We start from the raw sequence: 20,729 nt of genomic DNA, 5'->3' as shown, positions 1-20,729 counted from the left end.
GTATACTATAGCACTTTAGAGTGCGTACTTACATATAAACACTCTGAAGCTTATAATAATTTTAGAATTGAAATAGAAAGGCGGCTTTATTGATGAAAAAATATCGCATTAATCCAGATGAAGGCCTGGAGTTTGGCATCTATACACTCGGTGATCACTTGCCAGACCCCGCTACCGGAGAAAGAATCTCCACGCAGCAGCGGATTCAGGACATTATTGAATACGCAGGACTTGCAGAACAGGCTGGCGTCGATTTTTTCAGTGTCGGCGAAAGCCATCAGGAATACTTCGCCACGCAGGCGCATGCCGTGGTGCTTGCTGCAATCGCACAGGCGACAAAAAAGATTAAAATCGCCAGCTCTTCCACCATTATCAGTACATCCGATCCGGTCCGTGTCTATGAGAATTTCGCCACACTGGACTTGATATCGAATGGCAGAGCAGAACTTGTGGCGGGGCGCGCATCACGGATCGGCTTGTTTGATCTGCTTGGTTATGATGTCCGCAATTACGAGGATCTATTTGAAGAAAAATTCGACCTTCTGCGTCAGATCAATGAAAACGAAACCGTCAATTGGAGCGGCGAATTCCGCGCACCGTTGCGTGATGCACAAGTTCTTCCGCGTCCAGCCAACGGTTCTCTTCCGATTTGGCGCGCAGTGGGCGGCACTCCGGCCAGTGCGATGAAAGCCGGTTATGCCGGTGTGCCGATGTTCATGGCTCACCTCGGTGGCGCCACTTCGACATTCAAAAGAACGGTTGATGCATATCGGGATGCCGCACGTGCCGGCGGGCATAATCCCGATGAATTGCCGGTTGCTACAGCAGGATTTTTCTATGCTGCAGAAAATTCCCAGCAGGCATTAAAAGAGCTGTATCCTCATATCAATGAAGGCATGAAACGCACCAACGGCGGAGGGTTCCCGAAACAGCTCTTCGCTCAAGGCGTGGACCCTCATAACATCATGAACATAGGCAGTCCGCAGCAAATCATCGAGAAAATACTGCATCAGCATGAAGTATTCGGGCATCAGCGTTATATTGCCCAGATCGATTTTGGCGGCATGCCGATGGATAAACTCAAGAAAAACCTTGAATTGATTGGTACGGAAATCATTCCGGCCATCAAAAAATACACAGCCAAAAAATAGGAGGAAACAGAATGAAAATCGTTGCTTTATCCGGTTCCCAAATCGGTTCGAAAACCAGAATCGCCATGAATGCTACCATCAAAGCGATCTCTGAGAAATATCCTGAAGTGGAAACAGAGTTGATCGATTTGGCCGATTATAAAATGGAGTTTAGTGACGGACGCAATTACCTGGACTATGAAGGAGATACCGGCTATGTGACAAAAACATTGATGGAAGCCGACGCCATCGTCATCGGGACCCCTATTTTCCAGGCGTCCATCCCGGCTTCACTGAAGAATATTTTTGATTTGCTGCCGGTCAATGCCTTTCGCGATAAAGTCGTCAGTATGCTGGTAACAGCCGGCTCTGCCAAACATTATATGGTTGCGGACATACAATTAAAGCCGATTCTCGCTTATATGAAAGCGCAAATGGTCCAGACTTTCGTCTTTATCGAAGAAGAAGATTTTTATCAAAAGGAAATTATCAATAATGACGTCCTACTGCGCATTGACCGCCTCGCAGAAGACACCGTGGTGCTGACCGAGACATTCACGAAAATCCGTGAAGAAAAAGAAGCGGAATATGATTTTTAACTATAGCTATTGAAAATGTCTTTCCAAGATTTCGTTGGAAGGGCATTTTTTTCGGAGTTGCTACCTCCCCGCTCTTCATAAAGGGTCAACCCGGTATACTCCCCACCCCTTTGATAAGATGCGGTAGAGGTGAACTTATTTAAAGTAAGTAAAGACCAAACGCTATTCTGAAAGATGAATACCGATTCTTTCGGGTCATTTTAACAGCTTTAACATCTCCTGCTCCCGCCCAATTTTTACTATTTATGCTAAAATATTTAAATATAGGTAATTTTTTTCCCTCCCTTGACTTGAAATTTCCATATGCGATAAATCTAAAAAAAGGTCTGTGAGACAGAATGAGTTGCTTGAAAGGCGGAATGACAATGGAAAAATTACAAATCACTTTTTTAATCCTCTCATTACTGAGTGTCATTCTGCTGGTTGGATATACAATGACAATGTCCCTGATTGATTATCCGGATTGGCTGTTTGTTCCTTTGAATATTGCTGTCATTACGTTCGTTACAATCAATACGATCCTCACTATCGTTTTAAGAAGAAAACAAACTAATTGAAGTCAGAAAATCAGCTGCTGCCATTCGGGAAAGAGGAATGGCAGTTGTTTTTGTTTTCCACTTTAAACAATTCCCCTCTCCCCTGATTAACTCCCCAACATTTCGGGAAACCCCTAAAGAGAATGCATTTATTTCAGAGGAGGAATATCAATGGGCAAAACAGCAATCATCACAGGAGGCGGCAGCGGACTGGGACAATCCGCAGCACTGCGCCTCGCAGACGAAGGCGTCAACATTTCGGTAGTCGATATCAGCGAAGAAGGCGGCAACGACACCGTCGGGAGACTGAAAGAAAAAGGCGTCGATGCCATCTTTATCAAAGCGGACGTTTCAAAAGCGGACGAAGTGAAGAATTACGTGGACAAAACGCTCGAGCATTTCGGATCGGTCGATTATTTCTTCAATAATGCCGGCATTTCCGGCAGCGGCAAGAATTTCCTGGAAACGGACATTAAAGAAATCGACCAGATTGTCGGCATCAACCTGCTCGGCGCCCTTTACGGACTTCGCTATGTGGCAGAAGCCATGCTGAAAAACGGCGGCGGTTCCATCGTCAACACCGCTTCAAGCGCCGGAGTCACTGGCCAGGCATCCGTCGTCACTTACGGTGCGACGAAACACGGCATCGTCGGCATGACAAAAAGCCTCGTTGCGGAATATGCCAAAGACGGTCTCCGCGTCAATGCCATTGCACCCGGTCCGACGGAAACACCGATGGTCAAGAAATTCTTCGAAGACAATCCGGACATGAAAGAGAGCGCCGAAGCGGGCATACCGCAGAAACGCCTTGGCACACCGGAGGAAGTCGCAGAACTCGTCGCTTTCCTTTTGACATCGAAAGCACAATACATCAACGGCGACACCATCCGCATCGATGGCGGATTCACGAATACGAAATAAACTAGCTCTTCTATAAAAAACATAGCAGTCAAGAAACAAGGAAAAAGCATCTCCCGCGTCGTATGTAATACTAACGACATAACGGAGGTGCTTTTTAAGTATGAATGACCATAAAGAAGTTCTGGATCCCGGTCCCTTCTTCCACGGAACCAAAGCGGAACTCGAAATCGGCGAAGAACTGAAAGCGCAAAACCAGTCCAATTACCAGGACAAGAAATCGAACTTCATTTATTTCACGGCGTCATTGGAAGCGGCTAAATGGGGGGCAGAACTGGCAGCAGGCAATCGGAAAGAACGTATTTACCTGGTGGAGCCCACCGGTGAATTCGAGAATGATCCGAATCTGACCGACAAAAGATTCCCCGGCAATCCGACGCGCTCCTACCGTTCGAAAGCGCCTCTCAAGATCATTGCTGAACTCGGCTCCTGGGACAGGCACACCGATGAGGAAATCGACCACATGCTTACTTCTTTGAAAGCGTTATGGGAACAGGGCAAGGACATCATAATCGATTAAGCGAAGAATCTTCCACAGAGCAAACCTGGAACAACCTGAAGGCTGTTTGTGAAACGTCCAACAAGTACAGCACGAATTAACCAAAAACCAGCGCAGCATCATCAATTTAAAACAGCCGCTCTGAAGGGATTCTGAACTGAAACCCAAATACTGCTGCAGCAGTCGTGACTGCTATTTTTTACCGAAATAAAACAAACCGATTCCGATCCATATAAGCATAAGGGCTGAACAAAAGATTAAGACTGGTACAGGTCCGAATTGTGAAATAAGGGGAAGTGATGCTGCAGTAAATAATCCTCCGCCTACAACCGGCTCAAACATCAATTGTTTGTATCCGAATGCTTCCAATGCTTTCGAATCGTCTTTTGAATCAGCAATCCGGATAAGCATCAAACCTGCAGCAGTCATTCCCATTGATTGGCCATAATCGCCGATTCCCCTTTCGAACCAATATTCCGGAATCATTCGGTTCGCCAGAAAAACAAACGCTATGGTATTCCAGGCGATCCCAGTCAAAGCCAGCAGGATAAATGGAAACAGGTTGTCTCCTATAACTGTTAAAGATAAAGTAGCCACAGCACTGACAATCAGGAAATCCAAAGCAAGCCCTTGGATACGCAGCACCATTTTCCGGTTGACGAGTTTGTATTTATCATACCGATCAAAAACCTTTTGCAGCAGGACACCGCCAATCATTGCTAAAGGAAACAAGGGCATATAGGAGAGGACTTCAGTATCCGTCCAAGCGCCCCAGGTAACCGACTCTAAATAGATAAGCCCTTCCAACAATAGCTTGCCGATTAAAATGGCGACTCCCAACACAGCAACATGCAGGGCAAGAGGTTCAATCGACTCTGGTTCTGTCGTCATTTTCCCTGCAATCGGGCGTTCTTCCGGTTCTGTAATGCCACGAAGTTTATTTTCCGGCAGGTCATTGGGGTCTTTCAAAACAACTGCTTTCTCCCTTTTGACAGCCCAATTGATTAAAATGATTCCAAACACAACTCCCGAGACAACTCCGACAGTCGCTAATCCAATGGCAAGGTCGGCGCCTTCGCTGAACCCCAGTTCCTGAAATGTATTCGCCAGACCGGCGCTTGTTCCGTGTCCGCCTTCGAACCCTATTTCGATTAATGCTCCAGCCATGGGATTGATGCCGAAAAATGGGGTTAATATGAATAAGGTTAAAAGAATGCCAAAGACATATTGCCCCCATGCTATAGTTTGGCCAAACGAAACTTGGGGTCCGGCCAAAAGCCAAATATCTTTTATTTTGGGAATCTTTTTGCCTAAAAATAAACTTGCAAAAATAACACTGATCAATAACCCCGGAAAAGTTGACCATGATTCGAGAACCGCCTCAGGAAAAAGCCCATTCGAAACAGCAGCCGATCCGTCAGTGAAAACCCCAACCAATGCCCCCAATACTTCAGGACCCAGCAGTAAGCCGATAAATCCGGCAATAATGGAACTGGGCAGGAAGTATTTCTGAAACACAAAAAAACTGACGCGAATCCATTTTCCTATCAACAATAAAATACCGATCAATAATATGCTGAATCCAACCATCTCCGCAGACATCGTATCATCCCTCCCGAATGATCATCCAAAGACGCTTCCGAACCGAATATAAGTTTTACAAACCTGTTCCCTCTGCTTCCCCATATAAACCCCCAAAAAAGAGGGCGGAGTTGACAGGGAAAAATAAGGATTGCCCGCGGCTTTTGAAGAATATACGGAATAAAAAAATGGCCTTGGAACCAAACGATTCCCAGGCCTTTCTCAATGATTTCTTTATACGATTTCCTGCAGATTTTCAATTGCACTTACGCCATGGCAGCAACCATGAAATTTCCTTCTGATAGCCTGGCACCAAACTACCTGGTTGATAACGAAATATAAAGAAACACAATCAGGCTCACAGGAATAACAATCAGCGTCACGATTGAAAATGTTCTTTGTTTTTTTCCCGGCTCCATCCTCATCGAGATGTAAAACAAGACCATCGCCAATACGAAAGTCAGGCCGAGCGGAATGATGAACGGGCTGAGGATGCCCCATAGATGACCAGTTTGAACGTTGTTTAATATAGGCAATATCATTAACTCCTTTTCGATGGATTTGAAAGATCGTCATCGGATGACCGGCAAGAAGTTGCAGCCGTCATCTCATCTATACATAGTATAGTATATTCCAAGGATCGCTTGAAGGATTTATTTCATGATTGCTGTGGGACCTTCGATTACCCTTGTGCTGGACACGACTCCCATTCAATATTCTTAAAGGATTTTGCAGGGACACGATTCAATTATGGAGAATAGTTTACAAGGGTATAATCCAGGCAACCCAGCTGAAAGAAGGTGTGTTATGACAAAATTCATCATGCTGATCGGCCTGCCGGGAAGCGGAAAAACTACTTATGCCCGCGCACTTCTTCTCAGCAATGAGGACTGGGTGCATCTGTCATCTGATAAAATTATGCGTCATAACCGCCTGCCCGGCGAATCCCCCGATTATCGGCATACATTTGAAGAAATGTACCAGCAGACCGCCTTTAACTTGGAAAATGGAACCAATGTTATTTATGATGCAACAAATCTGGCCTCAAAGAGAAGAAAAAGCGTCTTGAACAGAATTGAAAAATTTCAGCCTGAAACGGAAGCAATCGTGTTTCTCACTCCCTATGATGTGCTGAAAAAGCGCAATAGCCGGCGGAGCGATGCTGACCGCGTTCCTGAACTTATTATTGAACGCTATATCCGTGCTTTCCAACTGCCACGGAAAGATGAAAAATTCGATAGTATCCGCTTTCTTTCTAAACCTCCACTTGCAGAAATAAACGCTGCAAAGCTCAAGGATAAGGCTTTGTCATATGAAGGATGTGAAACATTTTTTCAAAGCTTCGAAGAAACCAAATTTATGACAAAAACTGCAGAAATGCGTGCCTTACTGCACCAAAATTGGAAAATCATCGAAGAAATCAAAAAAGAAGTCCCTGACCCGGAGGAACTGGAGCTTCTTTCCTGGGCCATTTTACTGCATGACATAGGAAAAGCATATGTCAGGAAAAAGCTGCCCATCGAACTGGATAATTTCTATGGCTATGAACATGTCAGCGCCTATCTTGCTTATCCGGTGCTGTTATCACTCCAGTTCCCGATGCAATTTATCTATGACGTGTTATTGCTGATCGATGAATTCGAAATCGGCATGGAGTCCAAACGCGGAAAAGTGAAAAGGAGGATCGGTTTGGACAATTACGAGCGGCTGGAAAAACTGTGGGAAATAATCAATTGAATATATTTTTTTAGGCTTGAGCCATCATGGCAATGAATTATTATTTTCGTTTCCTCGACAGCGGTACAATTTTGGTTTATTTGGGCTAAACTTATCATCTTTATTTAAAGGCGGATTATTTCTATTAGCAGATACTCCCGCGTGAAGTTTTCACGTAATTTCTCCTTGCATTTATCTGAAAACTGTTTTATTGTTAACAACAACCAATAACAACTAACTTAATAATCTATTTCTTATCTAGAGAGACGGAGGGATTTGGCCCTGTGATGTCTCAGCAACCTGCCTGTGAAAGGCAAAGGTGCTACTTCCAATAGGCGCGAGCCTAGAAGATGAGAAGAACCTTTCCTTTTTGAGGGGCTTTCTTCTTTGTTGAAGAAAGCCTCTTTTCTATTGGAAAAGGAGCTCGGTTAAAGGGAGTCCAAGTCAAGAGCAAGCTGAATATCGCAAACCAGACTAAAAACAGAAAGCCGGAATTTCACATGACAAACCCAATTTCAGAAACTGCAAAAACAACGGTACAAGCACCTTTCAAAGCAGATCATGTCGGCAGCTTGCTGCGTCCCGAAAGCATCCACCAGGCACGAAAAGACTCCAAAGAAGGCACCGTCACTGCAGAACAATTACGCGAAATCGAAACGACGGAAATTAAACGAATCGTCGACAAGCAAATCGAAGTCGGCCTGAAAGCTGTAACAGATGGTGAATTCCGCCGCACATTCTGGCACACCGATTTTATGGCGCACATCAACGGCTTTGAAGGATACACGCCGGAACATGGCTATAAATTTAAAAATGTCGAGACGGAAGCTTACGACGTCCGCAACATCGGCAAAATTTCATTCAATGAAAATCATCCCTTCGTCCAGGATTTTATTGAATTCAAGGAAATTGTCGGCGGCCGCGCCATTCCAAAGCTGACAATCCCGAGCCCGAACCAGTTTTTCAATCAGGGGATCCGTAACGAAAGCATCTATCCTGATCTGGAAGAATATGCGAAAGATGTCATCCAGGCTTATCGCGATGCCTTCCAAACTTTCTATGATGCAGGCGTCCGCTATCTGCAAATTGATGACGTCTATATCGCCGGCCTCTCAGCACCGGGCATTCCGTTCAACGACGGCAAATATAACCGCGATTACCTGATCGATCTGGCGTTGCGCGTCACAAATGGCGTACTGGAAGGCAAACCGGAAGATCTTGCAGTGACAACTCACCTCTGTCGCGGCAATTACCAGTCCGACTGGGCATTCGAAGGCAGCTACGCGCTGATTGCGCCGACGCTGTTCGCCAAAGAAAAAGTCGATGGCTTCTTCCTCGAATACGACGACGAACGCTCCGGCAGCTTCCAGCCACTCGAGCACATTCCGGCTGGCGGTCCTCGAGTTGTGTTGGGCCTCTTCACTTCGAAGAACGGTGAGCTCGAAGATAAAGACTCCATTAAAGCCCGTGTCGCGGAAGCCGCTCAATACGTGCCTTTAGAGCAGCTCTGCATCAGCCCGCAATGCGGTTTCGCATCAACCCATCACGGCAATAAACTCACCGAGCAGCAGCAATGGGATAAATTGAGATATATTGTAGAGGTTTCTGAAGAGATTTTTGGTGAGTGAAATTAATGAGGAAGGCAAGCGCTGAGATGTGCTTGCCTTCCTTTTTGTGTCTGGAGTTTTATCGTCGATTTTTTGAAGTTTATCGTCGATTTTTTTGGGTTTATCGTCGATTTTTGAAGGTTTATCGTCGATTTTATTCCTTTTATCATCGATTCTCATTTTATCAGCGATTTTCATGAGTTTATCAGCGATTTTTAAAGGTTTATCAGCGATTTTCTTAGCTTTATCAGCGATTCCCCAATTTGCCAAAAGACGACGATCCACATTCCATATAGTGAGAAGACAACAGCTACTCAACTGGATTTTATTTCCAGCAATATTCATAGCTGTCTACGCCTTGCAGTCAAACAGCAGTTCCACCGAAGCACATAACCGCCAAAACAGTCTTTGCAGTATGTCCGCCACCATAAAAAGTACGCTGTTGACAAAATAAAACAGAATAGATATGATTACTTCAACAGAATAGCCGTAAAATTTAAACTGGTAACCAGATGCTGTTTCAGGCTTGAGCAGGCAGTTAATAAGTCACTTATTGATTGGATGAAAAAGTTTGGGGAATCATTGGTTAAGAGTGGGATAAGACGGTATATTTTTATCTCTGCATTTATTGCAGGAATAGAAATATGCCGTTTTTCTATATAAGGGGAGACAGTTGATGGAGCATACCAAATGGACAAAAGGATCTTTGGAAGCGGAGATCAGCAAGACATTGACACAATGGGAAAAAGATTTTTTAGGCAGAGGCTCTGTTTCTGTAAAAACAGACATCCTTCGGGATATGCTGGTTGTTTCGTTAAGCGGTGTTTTGACGCCTGCAGAATATAAATTATGTGATGCAAAAGAAGGTTTGTTGGCCGTTAAAAGAATGCGTTCTGATTTAGTTGAATCCGGCCGTGAATATTTAGGAAATGTCATACGGGAGTTGACGGGAGAAGAAGTGAAAAGCTTTCATACCGACATCAGCACCCATACCGGAGAGCGCATCATGGTATTCAGGTTATCCGGAAATCTGCAGGAAAAATTACAATAAGAATAATGGGAGACTTTCAGAACAAGGCAACTTGAGCTGCTGGTAAACCGGTGTTATTCAATAGGCGATGATGAACGTTATCTTTGCCTGTTGAATAATACCGGTTTTTTTATGCAAAAATCTGGACAATCAACCCGGAAATAAAGGAGAAATGATCAGAATGTACGATATTATGATCCAGAATTTATTATCCCCCGTCGTATTATTTTTTGTACTGGGGGTAATTGCCGCTTTAGTGAAATCCGATTTGAAATTCCCTGCCGGCTTAAGTGAGGCCCTGAGTATTTATCTGTTGGTGGCAATCGGCATCAAAGGCGGTATGGAGCTTTCCCATTATGAACTCCACACCGTCATTAAGCCTATTTTAGGAACCCTGTTTTTGGGCATTATCATTCCAATCCTTGTATTGGCCGCGCTGCTATTCATGAAAATGGATCTCCATAATTCCATCGGACTGGCTGCTACATATGGTTCCGTCAGTATTGTCACCTATGGAGCTGCCATCTCTTTCCTGGAAAAGAAAGAAATCGGCTATGAAGGCTTTATGAATGCAATGGTGGTTTTATTGGAAAGTCCCGCCATCATTATTTCCCTGCTGTTACTGCGGATTTTGCATAAAACTGATCCAGGGGATTTAATTGCAGCTCCAGGAAACCCGCAAAAACTTGGGTTGAATTTTGCTTCTGCCATGAATTTATTTGACAAGGAAGTACTGCGGGACAGCTTGTTGGGTAAAAGTGTCCTGCTGTTGATGGGCAGTCTGATCATCGGCCTGCTGGTGGGACAAACCGCTGAATCCATAGTCAAACCACTGTTTATCGATCTTTATGGAAGCATATTAATTCTCTTCCTATTGAATATGGGATTAATCGCAGGAGAACGCCTTCCTGAAATCAGCAAACACGGCTGGAAAATATTATTATTCGGTCTTTGTGTCCCGCTGCTGGGAGGCAGCGCAGGCGTCATGGTTGGAAATTTGGTCGGCCTCTCCCTTGGGGGTGTTGTCCTAATGGGCGTGCTTGCGGGGAGTTCTTCCTACATCGCCGCACCAGCAGCCTTGCGGACGTCCGTTCCGGAGGCGAACCCGTCGATATACCTGGGCCTGTCTCTTGGCGTTACGTTCCCTTTCAACTTAATCGTTGGAATCCCTTTTTACTTTGCTTTAGCACAATTTAGCCAGTAAATTCGAATGGATGACGGATGCAATTAAAGAAAGGTGGAGCAACAATGCTGACGGACTTAAAATTACAAGACTATTTCAATGACAGCAACCAGGGACCTGCAGAAGAGAGTAACAAGATAGCGAACCACAGTACCGATGAAATCATTGGCACTTCCGTTCCGGAATTGCCCGGAAAATTTGGAGAGCCCAACTCTGAATTCCATCTTCTGTTTCGTTCATTGATCACGAAAGAGTTTGATGAATTCCAGGAAAATTTTCGGGAGTGGATAATCCGTTCGCCGAAGGATGAGGAAATATTATCCACTTCTCTTCCGTTAGCATTGGATGAACTTTTCCATGTACAAAAAGAATACCTTCAACTGATTGAAGTATTTATCTCACTGTATCGTAATTACATTTCACAGGAAGAAGTAACAGCATGGAATCAGGAAGTGACAGCAGCCTTCAATAAACTCATTCTGCAATACGCTGTTCAGCATTCAGCCTTGTTACAGCAAAAAATGGACGTCCGCCCGGAATCGATTGCGGAACTGATCGCACCCCTCCTCCTTCTTACCGAACGTACAGGTTTGCTGCCCATCACCGGGAAAATCACTGAACACGAATCTCAGATCATCTGTGAAAAAACATTGCAACAATGTTGCGACAACAATTTGGAAAAGCTGTTTACTGACCTGTCAGGCGTTCGAATGACCGACCAAAGAGATGTGCAACAACTCTTCCTTTTATTTGCCGGCCTGAAAATCCTTGGGGTGAAAACGGTGCTTACAGGCATCGGCCCGGATATCGCAAAACTTTTCATCCAATCAAACTTTGACTCCAGCAATATTGAAATTACCAATACACTGATCCAGGCATTGAAGAAGGAAAACCTTCAATAGCTGCGAAGAAATAAAATTACCGAATTCTGAACAAGATTTCCCTTTCCGCACAACACGTTGTCCCACTCTTTATCGAAGCCAAATCAAAAAACCCCGTACTCTCAGAGTACGGGGTCTTCTTCTACTTCTCAGCCAATACTTTCACTTTCTCACCAACCGGCTTCCTCGCCACACCCGATTCGACAGCCGCCCGGGCGACGGCTTCAGCTACGGCCGGAGCAACGCGCGGATCAAATGGTGCCGGGATCACGTAATCATCGTGAAGCGCATCTTCCTCCAGCAATCCGGCAATTGCTCCAACGGCCGCAATTTTCATCGCTTCGTTGATGTCGCTTGCCCGCACATCGAGTGCGCCGCGGAATATCCCCGGAAACGCGAGCACGTTATTGACTTGATTGGGGAAATCCGAACGGCCGGTGCCGACAACGCGTGCGCCGGCTTCTTTCGCAAGATGCGGCAGAATTTCGGGATTCGGATTGGCCATAGCGAAGATGATCGGCTCGACATTCATGGAGCGGACCATATCCTGCGTCAACGCCCCTTCAGCCGAGACGCCGATAAACACATCGGCTCCACGGATAACATCTGCCAGTTTGCCGTCTACTTTATTAAAATTGGTCATTCCCGCAACCTGCTCTTTATACGGATTCATGCCATTCGGACGCCCTTTATAAATTGCTCCTTTTGTATCACACATAATAATATTCGGGAAGCCGAATCCGCTCAGCAGTTTCACCACCGCAATTCCGGCGGCACCCGCTCCGTTCACAATCACTTTCGTTTCTTCAACGACACGGCCGGTCAGTTTCAAAGCATTGATCAACCCTGCCAGCGTAACGATCGCCGTGCCGTGCTGGTCATCATGGAACACCGGGATATCCATTTCCTTTCGCAAGCGCTCTTCCACAATAAAACACTCAGGAGCTTTTATATCCTCCAGATTCACTCCACCGAATCCCGGCTCCAGCAATTTCACTGTCCGAATAATTTCTTCCGGATCTTCCGTTTTCAAAGCGATGGGAAACGCGTCCACACCGGCAAAATTCTTCAAGAGCACTGCTTTCCCTTCCATGACCGGCATCGAAGCATCCGGACCGATGTTGCCCAGGCCGAGCACCGCCGTGCCATTCGTCAGAACAGCGACGGTATTGCCTTTCATCGTATAATCATATGCGGCCTCTTTGTCCCGCTCAATTTCCTTGCACGGTTCGGCGACACCGGGAGAGTATGCCAAACTCAAATCATACTCATTTCTCACAGCGACTTTTGAAACAATCTCCAGCTTCCCCTGATGTTCCCGGTGCATCCGCAGCGCTTCCTGTCTCAGTTTCGTCATCGCTTCCACTCCCTCTGCCATAATTGTTCATTATAAAGAAATAGTGAGAGATTAGAAGTGTTTAGGCTTAAATTAAAGAATATTCAGTCTTTTGACTGAGATATAAGAAAAACCCAGCAATATACTGGGCATAAAAATTATTTCGCTTTAACTTTCGGAGAGGGGTTTTCACTTCCCAAGGCGGCACACGATTATTTCTCACCGTATTTTCCATTCTGGTTGGCAATCCGATATTTATCATTTTCCTCAACAGCAATAGCGACCTCTCTACTAACCCCTTCTATCTCATAATATTTTGTTCCTTCCTCATACATATTAGAAAAATTCCCTGCATACGTGGCTTCCTGATCCGAGTAATGTGTGACTTGCCCTATTACCTCTCCGACATTTTCAGTATACTCATCGCTAACTATATAAATATACCCGTCCAAAACAATAAAATTAGACGCCCAGTCCTGTGATGAAGTGGATGTACATCCAGCTAAAGTTAAAAGCACAATTGAAAGAATGCCCAAAAGAAATTTACTTATACTCATTAGCGGTTCTCTCCTACTATCAGACTCTTTTCGCGACTATCGGCTTGCTTTCAATCTCTTCTAAAACATATTTCAAATCCACATCTTCTTCCAAATGCCGCGGTGTCCAAGGAATATCGATATCCGGCTTGACGCCTGTTTCGTTTGTGTAATAGTTTTCGTGCATTTTGGAAATGCTGTAACCAAATTCATAGTCGCCGTAATCCACATTGACCACATTGCAGAAATCCACGATCCCCATGGTTGGCCGTCCGACCACTTTAACTTTTGGTGATTTTTTCACATTACTGGCGAATGTATCCCCCGAACTTCCGCAAGTCACATCAGTTAAGACATAGACATTTTGTGGCGCAGCCTGTCCCTGGATTGTGTAGTCCATTTCTTCCTGAACGGTTTGAAGGCCTTTTCCTTTATTCTTTTCAAACAACTCAATTTCTCCATGCGCCCACTTTTCAGTCTCTGCATCCAACTCCTGCGCAAGATATCCTTTCAGTTCATTTGTCCAAAGCCGGCAATTCCGCTCTGTGTAATTCGTATACATGACCTCATCTTTGTTAAACAAACTTTTGAATGGTGTCGGCCCTTCAAATACGTAATCGAGAAGGGGAAAATAAAACAGATCGTTCCCTCCGTAATTCACGCGGACGTCAATAATCAGATTGGTGGAACGATTAAAATCCTCCTTGTGCTTGTCCAGCAAATCCAAGATGGGCTTTTCCTGCCCAAAGTCTGTGAGTTTCATATATACAGTATCAGGATTTAACTTTTCCAGTGTGTAGCTGGGTGTATAAGGAGTACGTTCATACGTTGCCAATGGCAAAGTAAACTTCACTTCATCTCTAAGGACAGTCAGTTCTTTCGCCCGACGTAACGCCACGTTCCAAAATTGCCGATCAAGAACGGTATCTTCCAGGACTTTCGAATGGTGATTCCCAAAATCCTCGACCGTCAATCCATCGATTTCAAGAATTTCATCACCTTTTTGCAAGCGCAATTCCTCTGTCGATTCCGTCACATATAATTCATTTTGATACCGACGTGCCCTGAAGCCCAAATTAGGAATAACCGCATCTTTTGCATTGAATGACAAATGGCCATCTTTAAAATCCAACAGATAGGATTGGATGGTCTCAATAAAATCACGGTCTGGCATATCATCTGTAATAAGATATTCCTCCGGCCGGTTCATATCCTTTTTCTCTGCAGCACCAGAATAGTCCATTTTCATAATTTGAATGATATCGTTAAAGATTTCTTTTTTCTTAAACACCTAAACACTCCATTCGTTAGTAATTGCTAAAACACAATCATTCCACAGCCGCGCTTTTCGCCTCATCGCTCTTCTTCATTTCGAACATCCACTTCATCAACAATTCACGATCTACCAATCGCACCCGGTTGGACGCAGCTAATTTTTTAGCAGGCTCAGTATAGTAGCTGTTCGTGACTACCCAGCATTCATCTGCGTTAAAATGGCTTTTGGCAGTCGAGACTTCCTGGACGGCCTTTAACCCCACATTCTTTTTATAGCGTTTTGCCTGTACGACAACCTTTTGATTTTTGGCCGATAAGATGAGGTCAGCCCCAAAGTCGCCGGTAGTCGGTGTCAACTGTACCTGGTATCCTCTCTCACGAAATAAAATCCGGAGATATTCTTCAAATTCTCTCCCCGTCATTTCATCTACGTTCAAGATGCCGGATTTTTTCAGTTTGTTGTGCCTCATTGTCTTTTTGTGAAATCCCAGCAGCCCAGTACCAGTAAAGAAAAACGCCAGTATTCCAATCAAGAAAGGATTTGCAAGCACAATATTCCAGAGCATCTCCAGTCCCATCCCAAATCCTTCAGTAAATTTCATAATTTATTTGTCTCGCTTTCTATATATAATTCTGGTACTGCTTCTCAGCAATTTTTACTATTAATATTTTAATTCATCTACAATTCTTTGAAGTCCGATTAAATTTCCTTTTCCCAAGGTGCCATAATAATTGATATGCTTTTGGGCGGCAGTTAATGCGTTTACGTAATATTTCTCTCCAAAATCTTTGCGGATACTTTCAAATAAAAATCTATTTGTTTCATTATTAAATGCCCGCTTGTATTCTTGTCCGTTCATCATGCCTAAGAAAATCGTAATATATGCTTGAGCGGATCCTTCATTCATACCAGTGACGCGATTAATTTCACTTTTTCCGTCGTCCCTCGTCAATTGTCCCGAATACACTCTCTTTGCTACCGGATAAGCTTCTTGACTCATTTTCATTGTAATTTTCATATTTCTTCCCCCTTTAGTTAACTCTTAAATTCTTCAAATAACTCTCAGCCAACAACTAAGTATTTTTTATAAAGATTTCACACCTTTTAGTTCGGAGCTCTTTTTAACTATTAATTAAAATTTCTAACTATTACATGTAAGTAAATCGTACCATAAAACAGTAATCTGAAATACATAAATTTTCCAGTTAGAATGATTGAGTTTAGTTAATTCAGGAAACGAGTTAACTAATATTAATTTTAGAGAACTGATCATAGGGTTTCTTTCAAAAATAAAACCGTCGCTCGAATAGCTTCCGGCGACGGTTTTGATAAATACTATTTTCTTCTATATCTAATCAGTCGTAAATAACCCTTAACCTTCCCGATACTTATCCTCAATCACCCGATAATTTTCATGATCAATCTTATCCCACTCCGTCTTCTTATACATCCGACTTTTCAGTATGTCATTGATCCAAGCAGGATCATACTCCCTGAAATATTGGCTTTCCGCCCACACTTTTGTCTCTTTATACTCAGGATGCTTTGGATTCCGATATACTTTCAGGAATTCATAAAATCCAGGAATGCCGCCCACGTCTTCCGGAGGGGCAGTTTCTGCGCCGTCAAGCAGCGTCGGGAAACCGAAATAATAATCGTCGACGATTGCTTCGAGCTTGATGCGGAACTGCCAGCCGTCTCCGAAGTCGTAATTGTAGACGATCTCCCCGTGCTTCTCCAAAAACTCATCAATCTTAATGCCTGAAGGCTTACGCACGATTGCCTTCAGCCGCTCCTGATACGCCTCTTCAAATTCCTTATACTTCAGCTTCATGTTCTTCAGTCTTCCTGCGAACTCTTTTTTATTCTTCTTATAATACTGATGTTCCTGGTATGCTTCCTCATCGTTCGTCACTCGGATGCCATCTTCCGCCAAGTCAAATTCGAACAGATGATAGGCCTCATAAGGATAGCCGCTCTGAAAATTGCTGACCTGCTGCACAATGTCATGGAGCATATTGAAAGTAGCCCCCGCCGGCATGATCACCTTGCGCCAAATCAGTGGATCGGAGTGTTCCAGTTCGACTCGGATGATGTATGATTTCATAATTCGCCCTGCTCTCTCAGATGGGTTTTTATAGTAAATTTAATATTATCTCTTTCCTGTATTGAAGCCACCTTTCATTTACATTTTGCCAGGAGTTCTTAAATAGTCTTGGTGTTTCGCCTATCCTAACATAGCTCGATAAACTAAAGTGCTCCTATTTGAAAAACACTTTTTATCTTCGGCAATAAACCTGTGTTCTGAATTACGCTTCACTGCGGGTGACATAATTACTAAATAATTTATTATCATTCAATAAAATACAAGCGCTGCCAACAGGAATAACTCCCGCCGGCGGTTCTCCAACTGCACTAATCAAACTTAATGGAATAAACCTCTTCTACGTAAGCAGCCACTCCCCATATCAAAACTCCTCATGCGTAGCCGGATCCATATCAAACAACCTGCCATCCGGACGGGACAACCCGGCAATCGCAGTCATTTCAGCATCGCTCAAGCTAAAATCGAAAATTTGCAGATTTTCCCGCTGCCGCTGAGGAGACGTCGATCGCGGAATTGACACCGAACCAATCTGGTATTGCCATCGCAGTATCACTTGGGCAATCGTTTTATGGTGGTTCTCGGCAATCTTGCTGATCGTTTCATTCGCCATAATATCTGCCGCTTTGGCAATCGGGCTCCACGACTCGGTTTGGATATTGAGTTTCGCGTGCACGCTCCGCTGCTCTTCCTGGTTAAAGAACGGATGCAATTCCACCTGATTCACACTCGGCGTTACGCCGGTCTCCTGAATAATGCGCTCCAGGTGCTCCGGCAGGAAATTGCTGACACCGATCGACCGGACAAGGCCCCATTTCTTCGCATCAATCAAAGCCTGCCACGCTTCCACATATAAGTTTTCATTCGGCATCGGCCAGTGAATCAAATAGACATCAAAATAATCCAGATTGGAGCGGTACAGCGATTCCTGAATTGCCACCATCGCTTTGTCGTATGTATGGTAACGGCCCGGCAGCTTGGAGGTCACCCACAAATCTTCCCGGGAAACGCCGCTGCGCTTGATGCCTTCCCCGACCGCGCCTTCGTTCTCGTAATTATACGCCGTGTCGATCAGGCGGTTGCCAGCATTGATTCCGCTGGCGACCGCGTTCGCCCCTGCATTGCCCCAAAGGCCGTATGTACCGAGTCCGATAACCGGCAACTTGGTGCCGTCGTTCAACGTCACTTCCGGTATTTCTGTTTTCATCTATTTGCGCTCCTTTCGTTTCTAGTTAAAGATTACTCTTACATGATTGAAAACTCAAACAACTCTTCCATTGGTAGAGAACAAAAGCAATGGAGTTGAGTAGAGTCTATTGCTTAATCAAAAAAAGGCCGAAACGAATAATCTAATTCGTTTCGGCCTTTTTGAATTCTATTCTTTTTCATTAAAATAAGCGCTTTTAAAATTCGTTAGATTTCATGGATTAATCATGCATACGAATGAAGACCGGCAATGACTAAGTTCACAAAAATCTGATTGAAAATAATTGTTCCAAAGCCGATGATGGCAAGCCAGGCAGTCTTTTCACCTGTCCATTCTTTGCCGATGCGCAGATGAAGAAAAGCCGCATAAAAGAGGAATGTGATCAGCGCCCATACTTCCTTCGGATCCCAGCCCCAGAAACGGCTCCAGGCAATCTGCGCCCAGATCATCGCAAAGAACAATCCGCCGAGCGCAAATAATGGGAAACCGATGACGACCGAACGATAAGAAATTTCATCCATTAGGGACAAATTGACTTTGTTTGTGAACGGCTGCAGTAGCTGTGCAATTTTATTGCGTGTGATTAGTCTGATCAGTAAATACAAGACAGAACCCATCAGGAAAGACCAAAGAACCGAGTTCAGCTTTGCAGTCTCGATGCTGTTTGGAATTTCGAAAAGACCGGCATAATGAGTCGCCGGCTCGTAACTTCCAGCAGTTTCAGTAACAGGCTCTGCGTCAATCGGCACAACAATGGCCGGCATAGCATAGTCATAAACTTGAACTTCCCCCTGCTGGTTTTCAAATTGATAGCTTGCGCTGTAATCGGTGAGCCGGAAAGCCGAAGTAATAAGAATAAAACCGACAACCACCACCAGGAAATACATAACCAGCTCCAAAAAGAACGAACTTTTCCCTTTTTGTGCAGTATCGATATGCTTCAATAAATAAATGAGCCCAGTTACAAATGACACTGACAGCACGGCACTTGCAGTGGCAACCGTAATGACATGGATCGTGAGCCAGTGGCTTTGCAGCGCTGGTATCAAAGGCGATACATCATTGGCGAACATACTGGCATAGGCGATGATCAAAATCGCTACCGGCAGCAAAAACAGTCCAACGACCGGCTGGCGGTACAAGAAGTAAAAGACCAAAAAGCTGCCAATCAGCATGATGCCGAAGAACGTCAGGAATTCATTGAGATTGCTGACGGGTGCATGGCCGGAAGCCACCCACCGAAGGATGAAATAATTCAGTTGCGCTAAAAAGCCGATGACAGTCATGGTCAAGGCGATTTTAACAGCGACCTGCTTGCGGGATTTCACAGCCACTCCGAATGGCACAATCGCAATCAGTAAAAGGATAAAAGAAAAAAACAAAGATGAACTGCTTAACGAAATCATGGATTCTACGGACATAGTCACACTCCTATAAAGTTAGTGGGATAAATGGAAATAATCATTCCAATAATACCATTATTTTCAAATAATAATCTAAGTCCATTTTGTGACTGAAAATATTTCACTTCTTGCAGAGGGAGCCTCATGAAAATTCCAATTTAAAAAGCCCAGCTTCTCTACTGATCAAAATAGAGAAGTTGAGCTTTTCAGTTCCTTCATTAATTTATTGAATTCATTAACTGGTAGAAGTGTTCGGGTTGATGCGTCTTATTCAGGTTGTACCATGAATGTAAGGTGTCTGGTGCAAATACATCCATTTTTTTCAGTACCTCAACTGCAAATTCCAGAGGGGCTATTCCTGATGCAGTAACTAAATTCGCATCAGATACTGCAGGTCCCATCTCATGGAACTTTTCCCCTTTGTAATCAGGGCAAACCATTTTAGTATATTCCAAGTTATTACTTGTATGTCTTCTCGTATCCAAGTATCCCCTATTCGCAAGGGCTTCAATTGCACCACAAATTGCAGCAACAATCGTGCCAAGCTCCAATGCTTGGCCGATTCTTTCCAGGACCGGTTGATGAATTTCCTCGTTCCAAGTCGTCCCTCCCGGTAAAATTAAAAGGTCTTCACTTTCAAGCGCACATTCATCAAGGGAAAGATCGGGTTTTATGCTCAATCCTCCCATCGTTGTAATCAGTTCTTTATTGGCTCCTACTGTAATCACTTTTAAAGGTGGGGAATCTTTTTTGAAGTATCTTCCTGAATTTAGTTCAGCGATTAAATACCCATATTCCCAGTCCGACATTGTATTAAATACATAAAGAAAAACTTTTTTTGTTTGCATCCCCTAACACTCCATTCGCAGTTGATACAATTATTATATAAAACCTTCCCTGACAGTTAGCGTCAGGGAAGTCATCAATCTTCATGAAATTTTATTAATTCCGACAGAACTTCAACAAGTCTTTTCTTAAGACTTAATGGCTCAATAACTTTAAGTGATTTATTGTACGGTAAAAGTAAATAAGGTACGTATGTATGGATCACATCTTTTTCAAGAAGAAAAACTGCTCTATTTGAAGTCCGTTCTTGTAAATAATGTCCTAAAAACCAATGTTGGCTAATATCAGCCAATACACTTTTATCCGCTATGGTAACTGTTGTTTTCAAACATCTTGTTATA

Annotated in this window: 22 protein-coding genes, 1 pseudogene and 1 riboswitch; of the genes and pseudogenes, 10 read left to right on the top strand and 13 right to left on the bottom strand. The window is 44.0% G+C overall.

The window, feature by feature from the left end:
- The first annotated feature begins 92 nt into the window (after positions 1–92).
- The 5 genes from ACFQ1X_RS02310 to arr all read left to right on the top strand — a co-directional run bounded on the left by ACFQ1X_RS02310 (position 93) and on the right by arr (position 3,703).
- The gene (locus tag ACFQ1X_RS02310; RefSeq protein WP_144841341.1) at positions 93–1,151 is read left to right on the top strand and encodes an LLM class flavin-dependent oxidoreductase; all 1,059 of its coding nucleotides are present in this window, start codon (positions 93–95) and stop codon (positions 1,149–1,151) included.
- 11 nt (positions 1,152–1,162) lie between these two features.
- On the top strand, positions 1,163–1,729 hold the full coding sequence (locus tag ACFQ1X_RS02305; RefSeq protein ID WP_144841340.1) for an NADPH-dependent FMN reductase: 567 nt from the start codon (positions 1,163–1,165) through the stop codon (positions 1,727–1,729).
- A gap of 338 nt (positions 1,730–2,067) precedes the next feature.
- Positions 2,068–2,286, top strand: coding sequence for a hypothetical protein (locus ACFQ1X_RS02300; protein ID WP_379081201.1), 219 nt, complete (start codon positions 2,068–2,070; stop codon positions 2,284–2,286).
- A 150-nt stretch (positions 2,287–2,436) separates the two neighbouring features.
- A complete protein-coding gene (locus tag ACFQ1X_RS02295; protein ID WP_144841338.1) occupies positions 2,437–3,186 on the top strand; it encodes an SDR family NAD(P)-dependent oxidoreductase in 750 nt (249 codons plus the stop codon).
- 100 nt (positions 3,187–3,286) lie between these two features.
- A complete protein-coding gene (arr, locus tag ACFQ1X_RS02290; protein WP_144841337.1) occupies positions 3,287–3,703 on the top strand; it encodes an NAD(+)--rifampin ADP-ribosyltransferase in 417 nt (138 codons plus the stop codon).
- A 171-nt stretch (positions 3,704–3,874) separates the two neighbouring features.
- On the opposite strand, the gene ACFQ1X_RS02285 is transcribed toward arr, so the two are convergent.
- Entirely contained in the window at positions 3,875–5,284 is a 1,410-nt protein-coding gene (locus ACFQ1X_RS02285; RefSeq protein WP_144841336.1) for a sodium/glutamate symporter, read from the bottom strand.
- A 296-nt stretch (positions 5,285–5,580) separates the two neighbouring features.
- Positions 5,581–5,799 carry a hypothetical protein gene (locus ACFQ1X_RS02280; protein WP_144841335.1) on the bottom strand — a complete coding sequence of 73 codons (219 nt, stop codon included), beginning with the start codon at positions 5,797–5,799 and terminating at the stop codon, positions 5,581–5,583.
- Between the two features lie 271 nt (positions 5,800–6,070).
- On the opposite strand from ACFQ1X_RS02280, the gene ACFQ1X_RS02275 reads away from it, so the two are divergent.
- Both ACFQ1X_RS02275 and ACFQ1X_RS02270 read left to right on the top strand, forming a co-directional pair.
- Positions 6,071–7,000 (top strand): AAA family ATPase, encoded by a 930-nt coding sequence (locus ACFQ1X_RS02275; RefSeq protein ID WP_379081196.1) that lies wholly within the window; start codon positions 6,071–6,073, stop codon positions 6,998–7,000.
- 230 nt (positions 7,001–7,230) lie between these two features.
- Positions 7,231–7,336: riboswitch (SAM riboswitch) on the top strand.
- A 143-nt stretch (positions 7,337–7,479) separates the two neighbouring features.
- Positions 7,480–8,607 (top strand): 5-methyltetrahydropteroyltriglutamate--homocysteine S-methyltransferase, encoded by a 1,128-nt coding sequence (locus ACFQ1X_RS02270; protein WP_144841333.1) that lies wholly within the window; start codon positions 7,480–7,482, stop codon positions 8,605–8,607.
- Here the strand turns inward: ACFQ1X_RS02270 and ACFQ1X_RS02265 are convergent.
- Entirely contained in the window at positions 8,515–8,931 is a 417-nt protein-coding gene (locus ACFQ1X_RS02265; protein ID WP_144841332.1) for a hypothetical protein, read from the bottom strand. The two genes, ACFQ1X_RS02270 and ACFQ1X_RS02265, sit on opposite strands and share 93 nt — an antisense overlap.
- A gap of 331 nt (positions 8,932–9,262) precedes the next feature.
- Between ACFQ1X_RS02265 and ACFQ1X_RS02260 the strand changes: the two genes are divergently transcribed.
- From ACFQ1X_RS02260 to ACFQ1X_RS02250, 3 genes are all read left to right on the top strand, one after another.
- Positions 9,263–9,637, top strand: a complete 375-nt coding sequence (locus ACFQ1X_RS02260; protein ID WP_144841331.1) for a DUF2294 domain-containing protein — start codon at positions 9,263–9,265, stop codon at positions 9,635–9,637.
- Between the two features lie 160 nt (positions 9,638–9,797).
- A complete protein-coding gene (locus ACFQ1X_RS02255; protein ID WP_144841330.1) occupies positions 9,798–10,820 on the top strand; it encodes a sodium-dependent bicarbonate transport family permease in 1,023 nt (340 codons plus the stop codon).
- A 17-nt stretch (positions 10,821–10,837) separates the two neighbouring features.
- Entirely contained in the window at positions 10,838–11,701 is an 864-nt protein-coding gene (locus ACFQ1X_RS02250; protein WP_379081191.1) for an STAS domain-containing protein, read from the top strand.
- A gap of 121 nt (positions 11,702–11,822) precedes the next feature.
- Here the strand turns inward: ACFQ1X_RS02250 and ACFQ1X_RS02245 are convergent, their stop codons facing one another.
- From ACFQ1X_RS02245 to ACFQ1X_RS02200, 10 genes and pseudogenes are all read right to left on the bottom strand, one after another.
- Entirely contained in the window at positions 11,823–13,037 is a 1,215-nt protein-coding gene (locus ACFQ1X_RS02245; RefSeq protein WP_144841328.1) for an NAD(P)-dependent malic enzyme, read from the bottom strand.
- A gap of 191 nt (positions 13,038–13,228) precedes the next feature.
- The gene (locus ACFQ1X_RS02240) at positions 13,229–13,573 is read right to left on the bottom strand and encodes a hypothetical protein (RefSeq protein WP_144841327.1); all 345 of its coding nucleotides are present in this window, start codon (positions 13,571–13,573) and stop codon (positions 13,229–13,231) included.
- 19 nt (positions 13,574–13,592) lie between these two features.
- Positions 13,593–14,843, bottom strand: a complete 1,251-nt coding sequence (locus tag ACFQ1X_RS02235) for a S41 family peptidase (RefSeq protein ID WP_144841326.1) — start codon at positions 14,841–14,843, stop codon at positions 13,593–13,595.
- A gap of 37 nt (positions 14,844–14,880) precedes the next feature.
- Positions 14,881–15,429, bottom strand: a complete 549-nt coding sequence (locus ACFQ1X_RS02230; RefSeq protein ID WP_379081187.1) for a restriction endonuclease — start codon at positions 15,427–15,429, stop codon at positions 14,881–14,883.
- A gap of 60 nt (positions 15,430–15,489) precedes the next feature.
- A complete protein-coding gene (locus ACFQ1X_RS02225) occupies positions 15,490–15,846 on the bottom strand; it encodes a hypothetical protein (RefSeq protein ID WP_144841325.1) in 357 nt (118 codons plus the stop codon).
- A 354-nt stretch (positions 15,847–16,200) separates the two neighbouring features.
- Positions 16,201–16,935: a plasmid pRiA4b ORF-3 family protein gene (locus tag ACFQ1X_RS02220; protein ID WP_144841324.1), complete on the bottom strand. Its 735-nt coding sequence runs from the start codon at positions 16,933–16,935 to the stop codon at positions 16,201–16,203.
- A gap of 361 nt (positions 16,936–17,296) precedes the next feature.
- The gene (locus tag ACFQ1X_RS02215; RefSeq protein ID WP_144841323.1) at positions 17,297–18,139 is read right to left on the bottom strand and encodes an aldo/keto reductase; all 843 of its coding nucleotides are present in this window, start codon (positions 18,137–18,139) and stop codon (positions 17,297–17,299) included.
- Positions 18,140–18,363: 224 nt separating this feature from the next.
- A complete protein-coding gene (gene ccsB / locus ACFQ1X_RS02210; RefSeq protein WP_379081182.1) occupies positions 18,364–19,560 on the bottom strand; it encodes a c-type cytochrome biogenesis protein CcsB in 1,197 nt (398 codons plus the stop codon).
- Positions 19,561–19,760: 200 nt separating this feature from the next.
- Positions 19,761–20,390, bottom strand: coding sequence for a type 1 glutamine amidotransferase family protein (locus ACFQ1X_RS02205; RefSeq protein ID WP_144841322.1), 630 nt, complete (start codon positions 20,388–20,390; stop codon positions 19,761–19,763).
- Between the two features lie 74 nt (positions 20,391–20,464).
- Positions 20,465–20,692, bottom strand: a pseudogene (locus tag ACFQ1X_RS02200) (DNA-binding transcriptional regulator); the annotation flags it as partial.
- Positions 20,693–20,729: the final 37 nt, after the last annotated feature.

It is taken from the genome of Metaplanococcus flavidus (assembly GCF_042675885.1).
In the GTDB taxonomy this organism is placed as follows: domain Bacteria; phylum Bacillota; class Bacilli; order Bacillales_A; family Planococcaceae; genus Planococcus; species Planococcus flavidus.
This window is presented reverse-complemented; position numbering and strand designations above follow the sequence as displayed.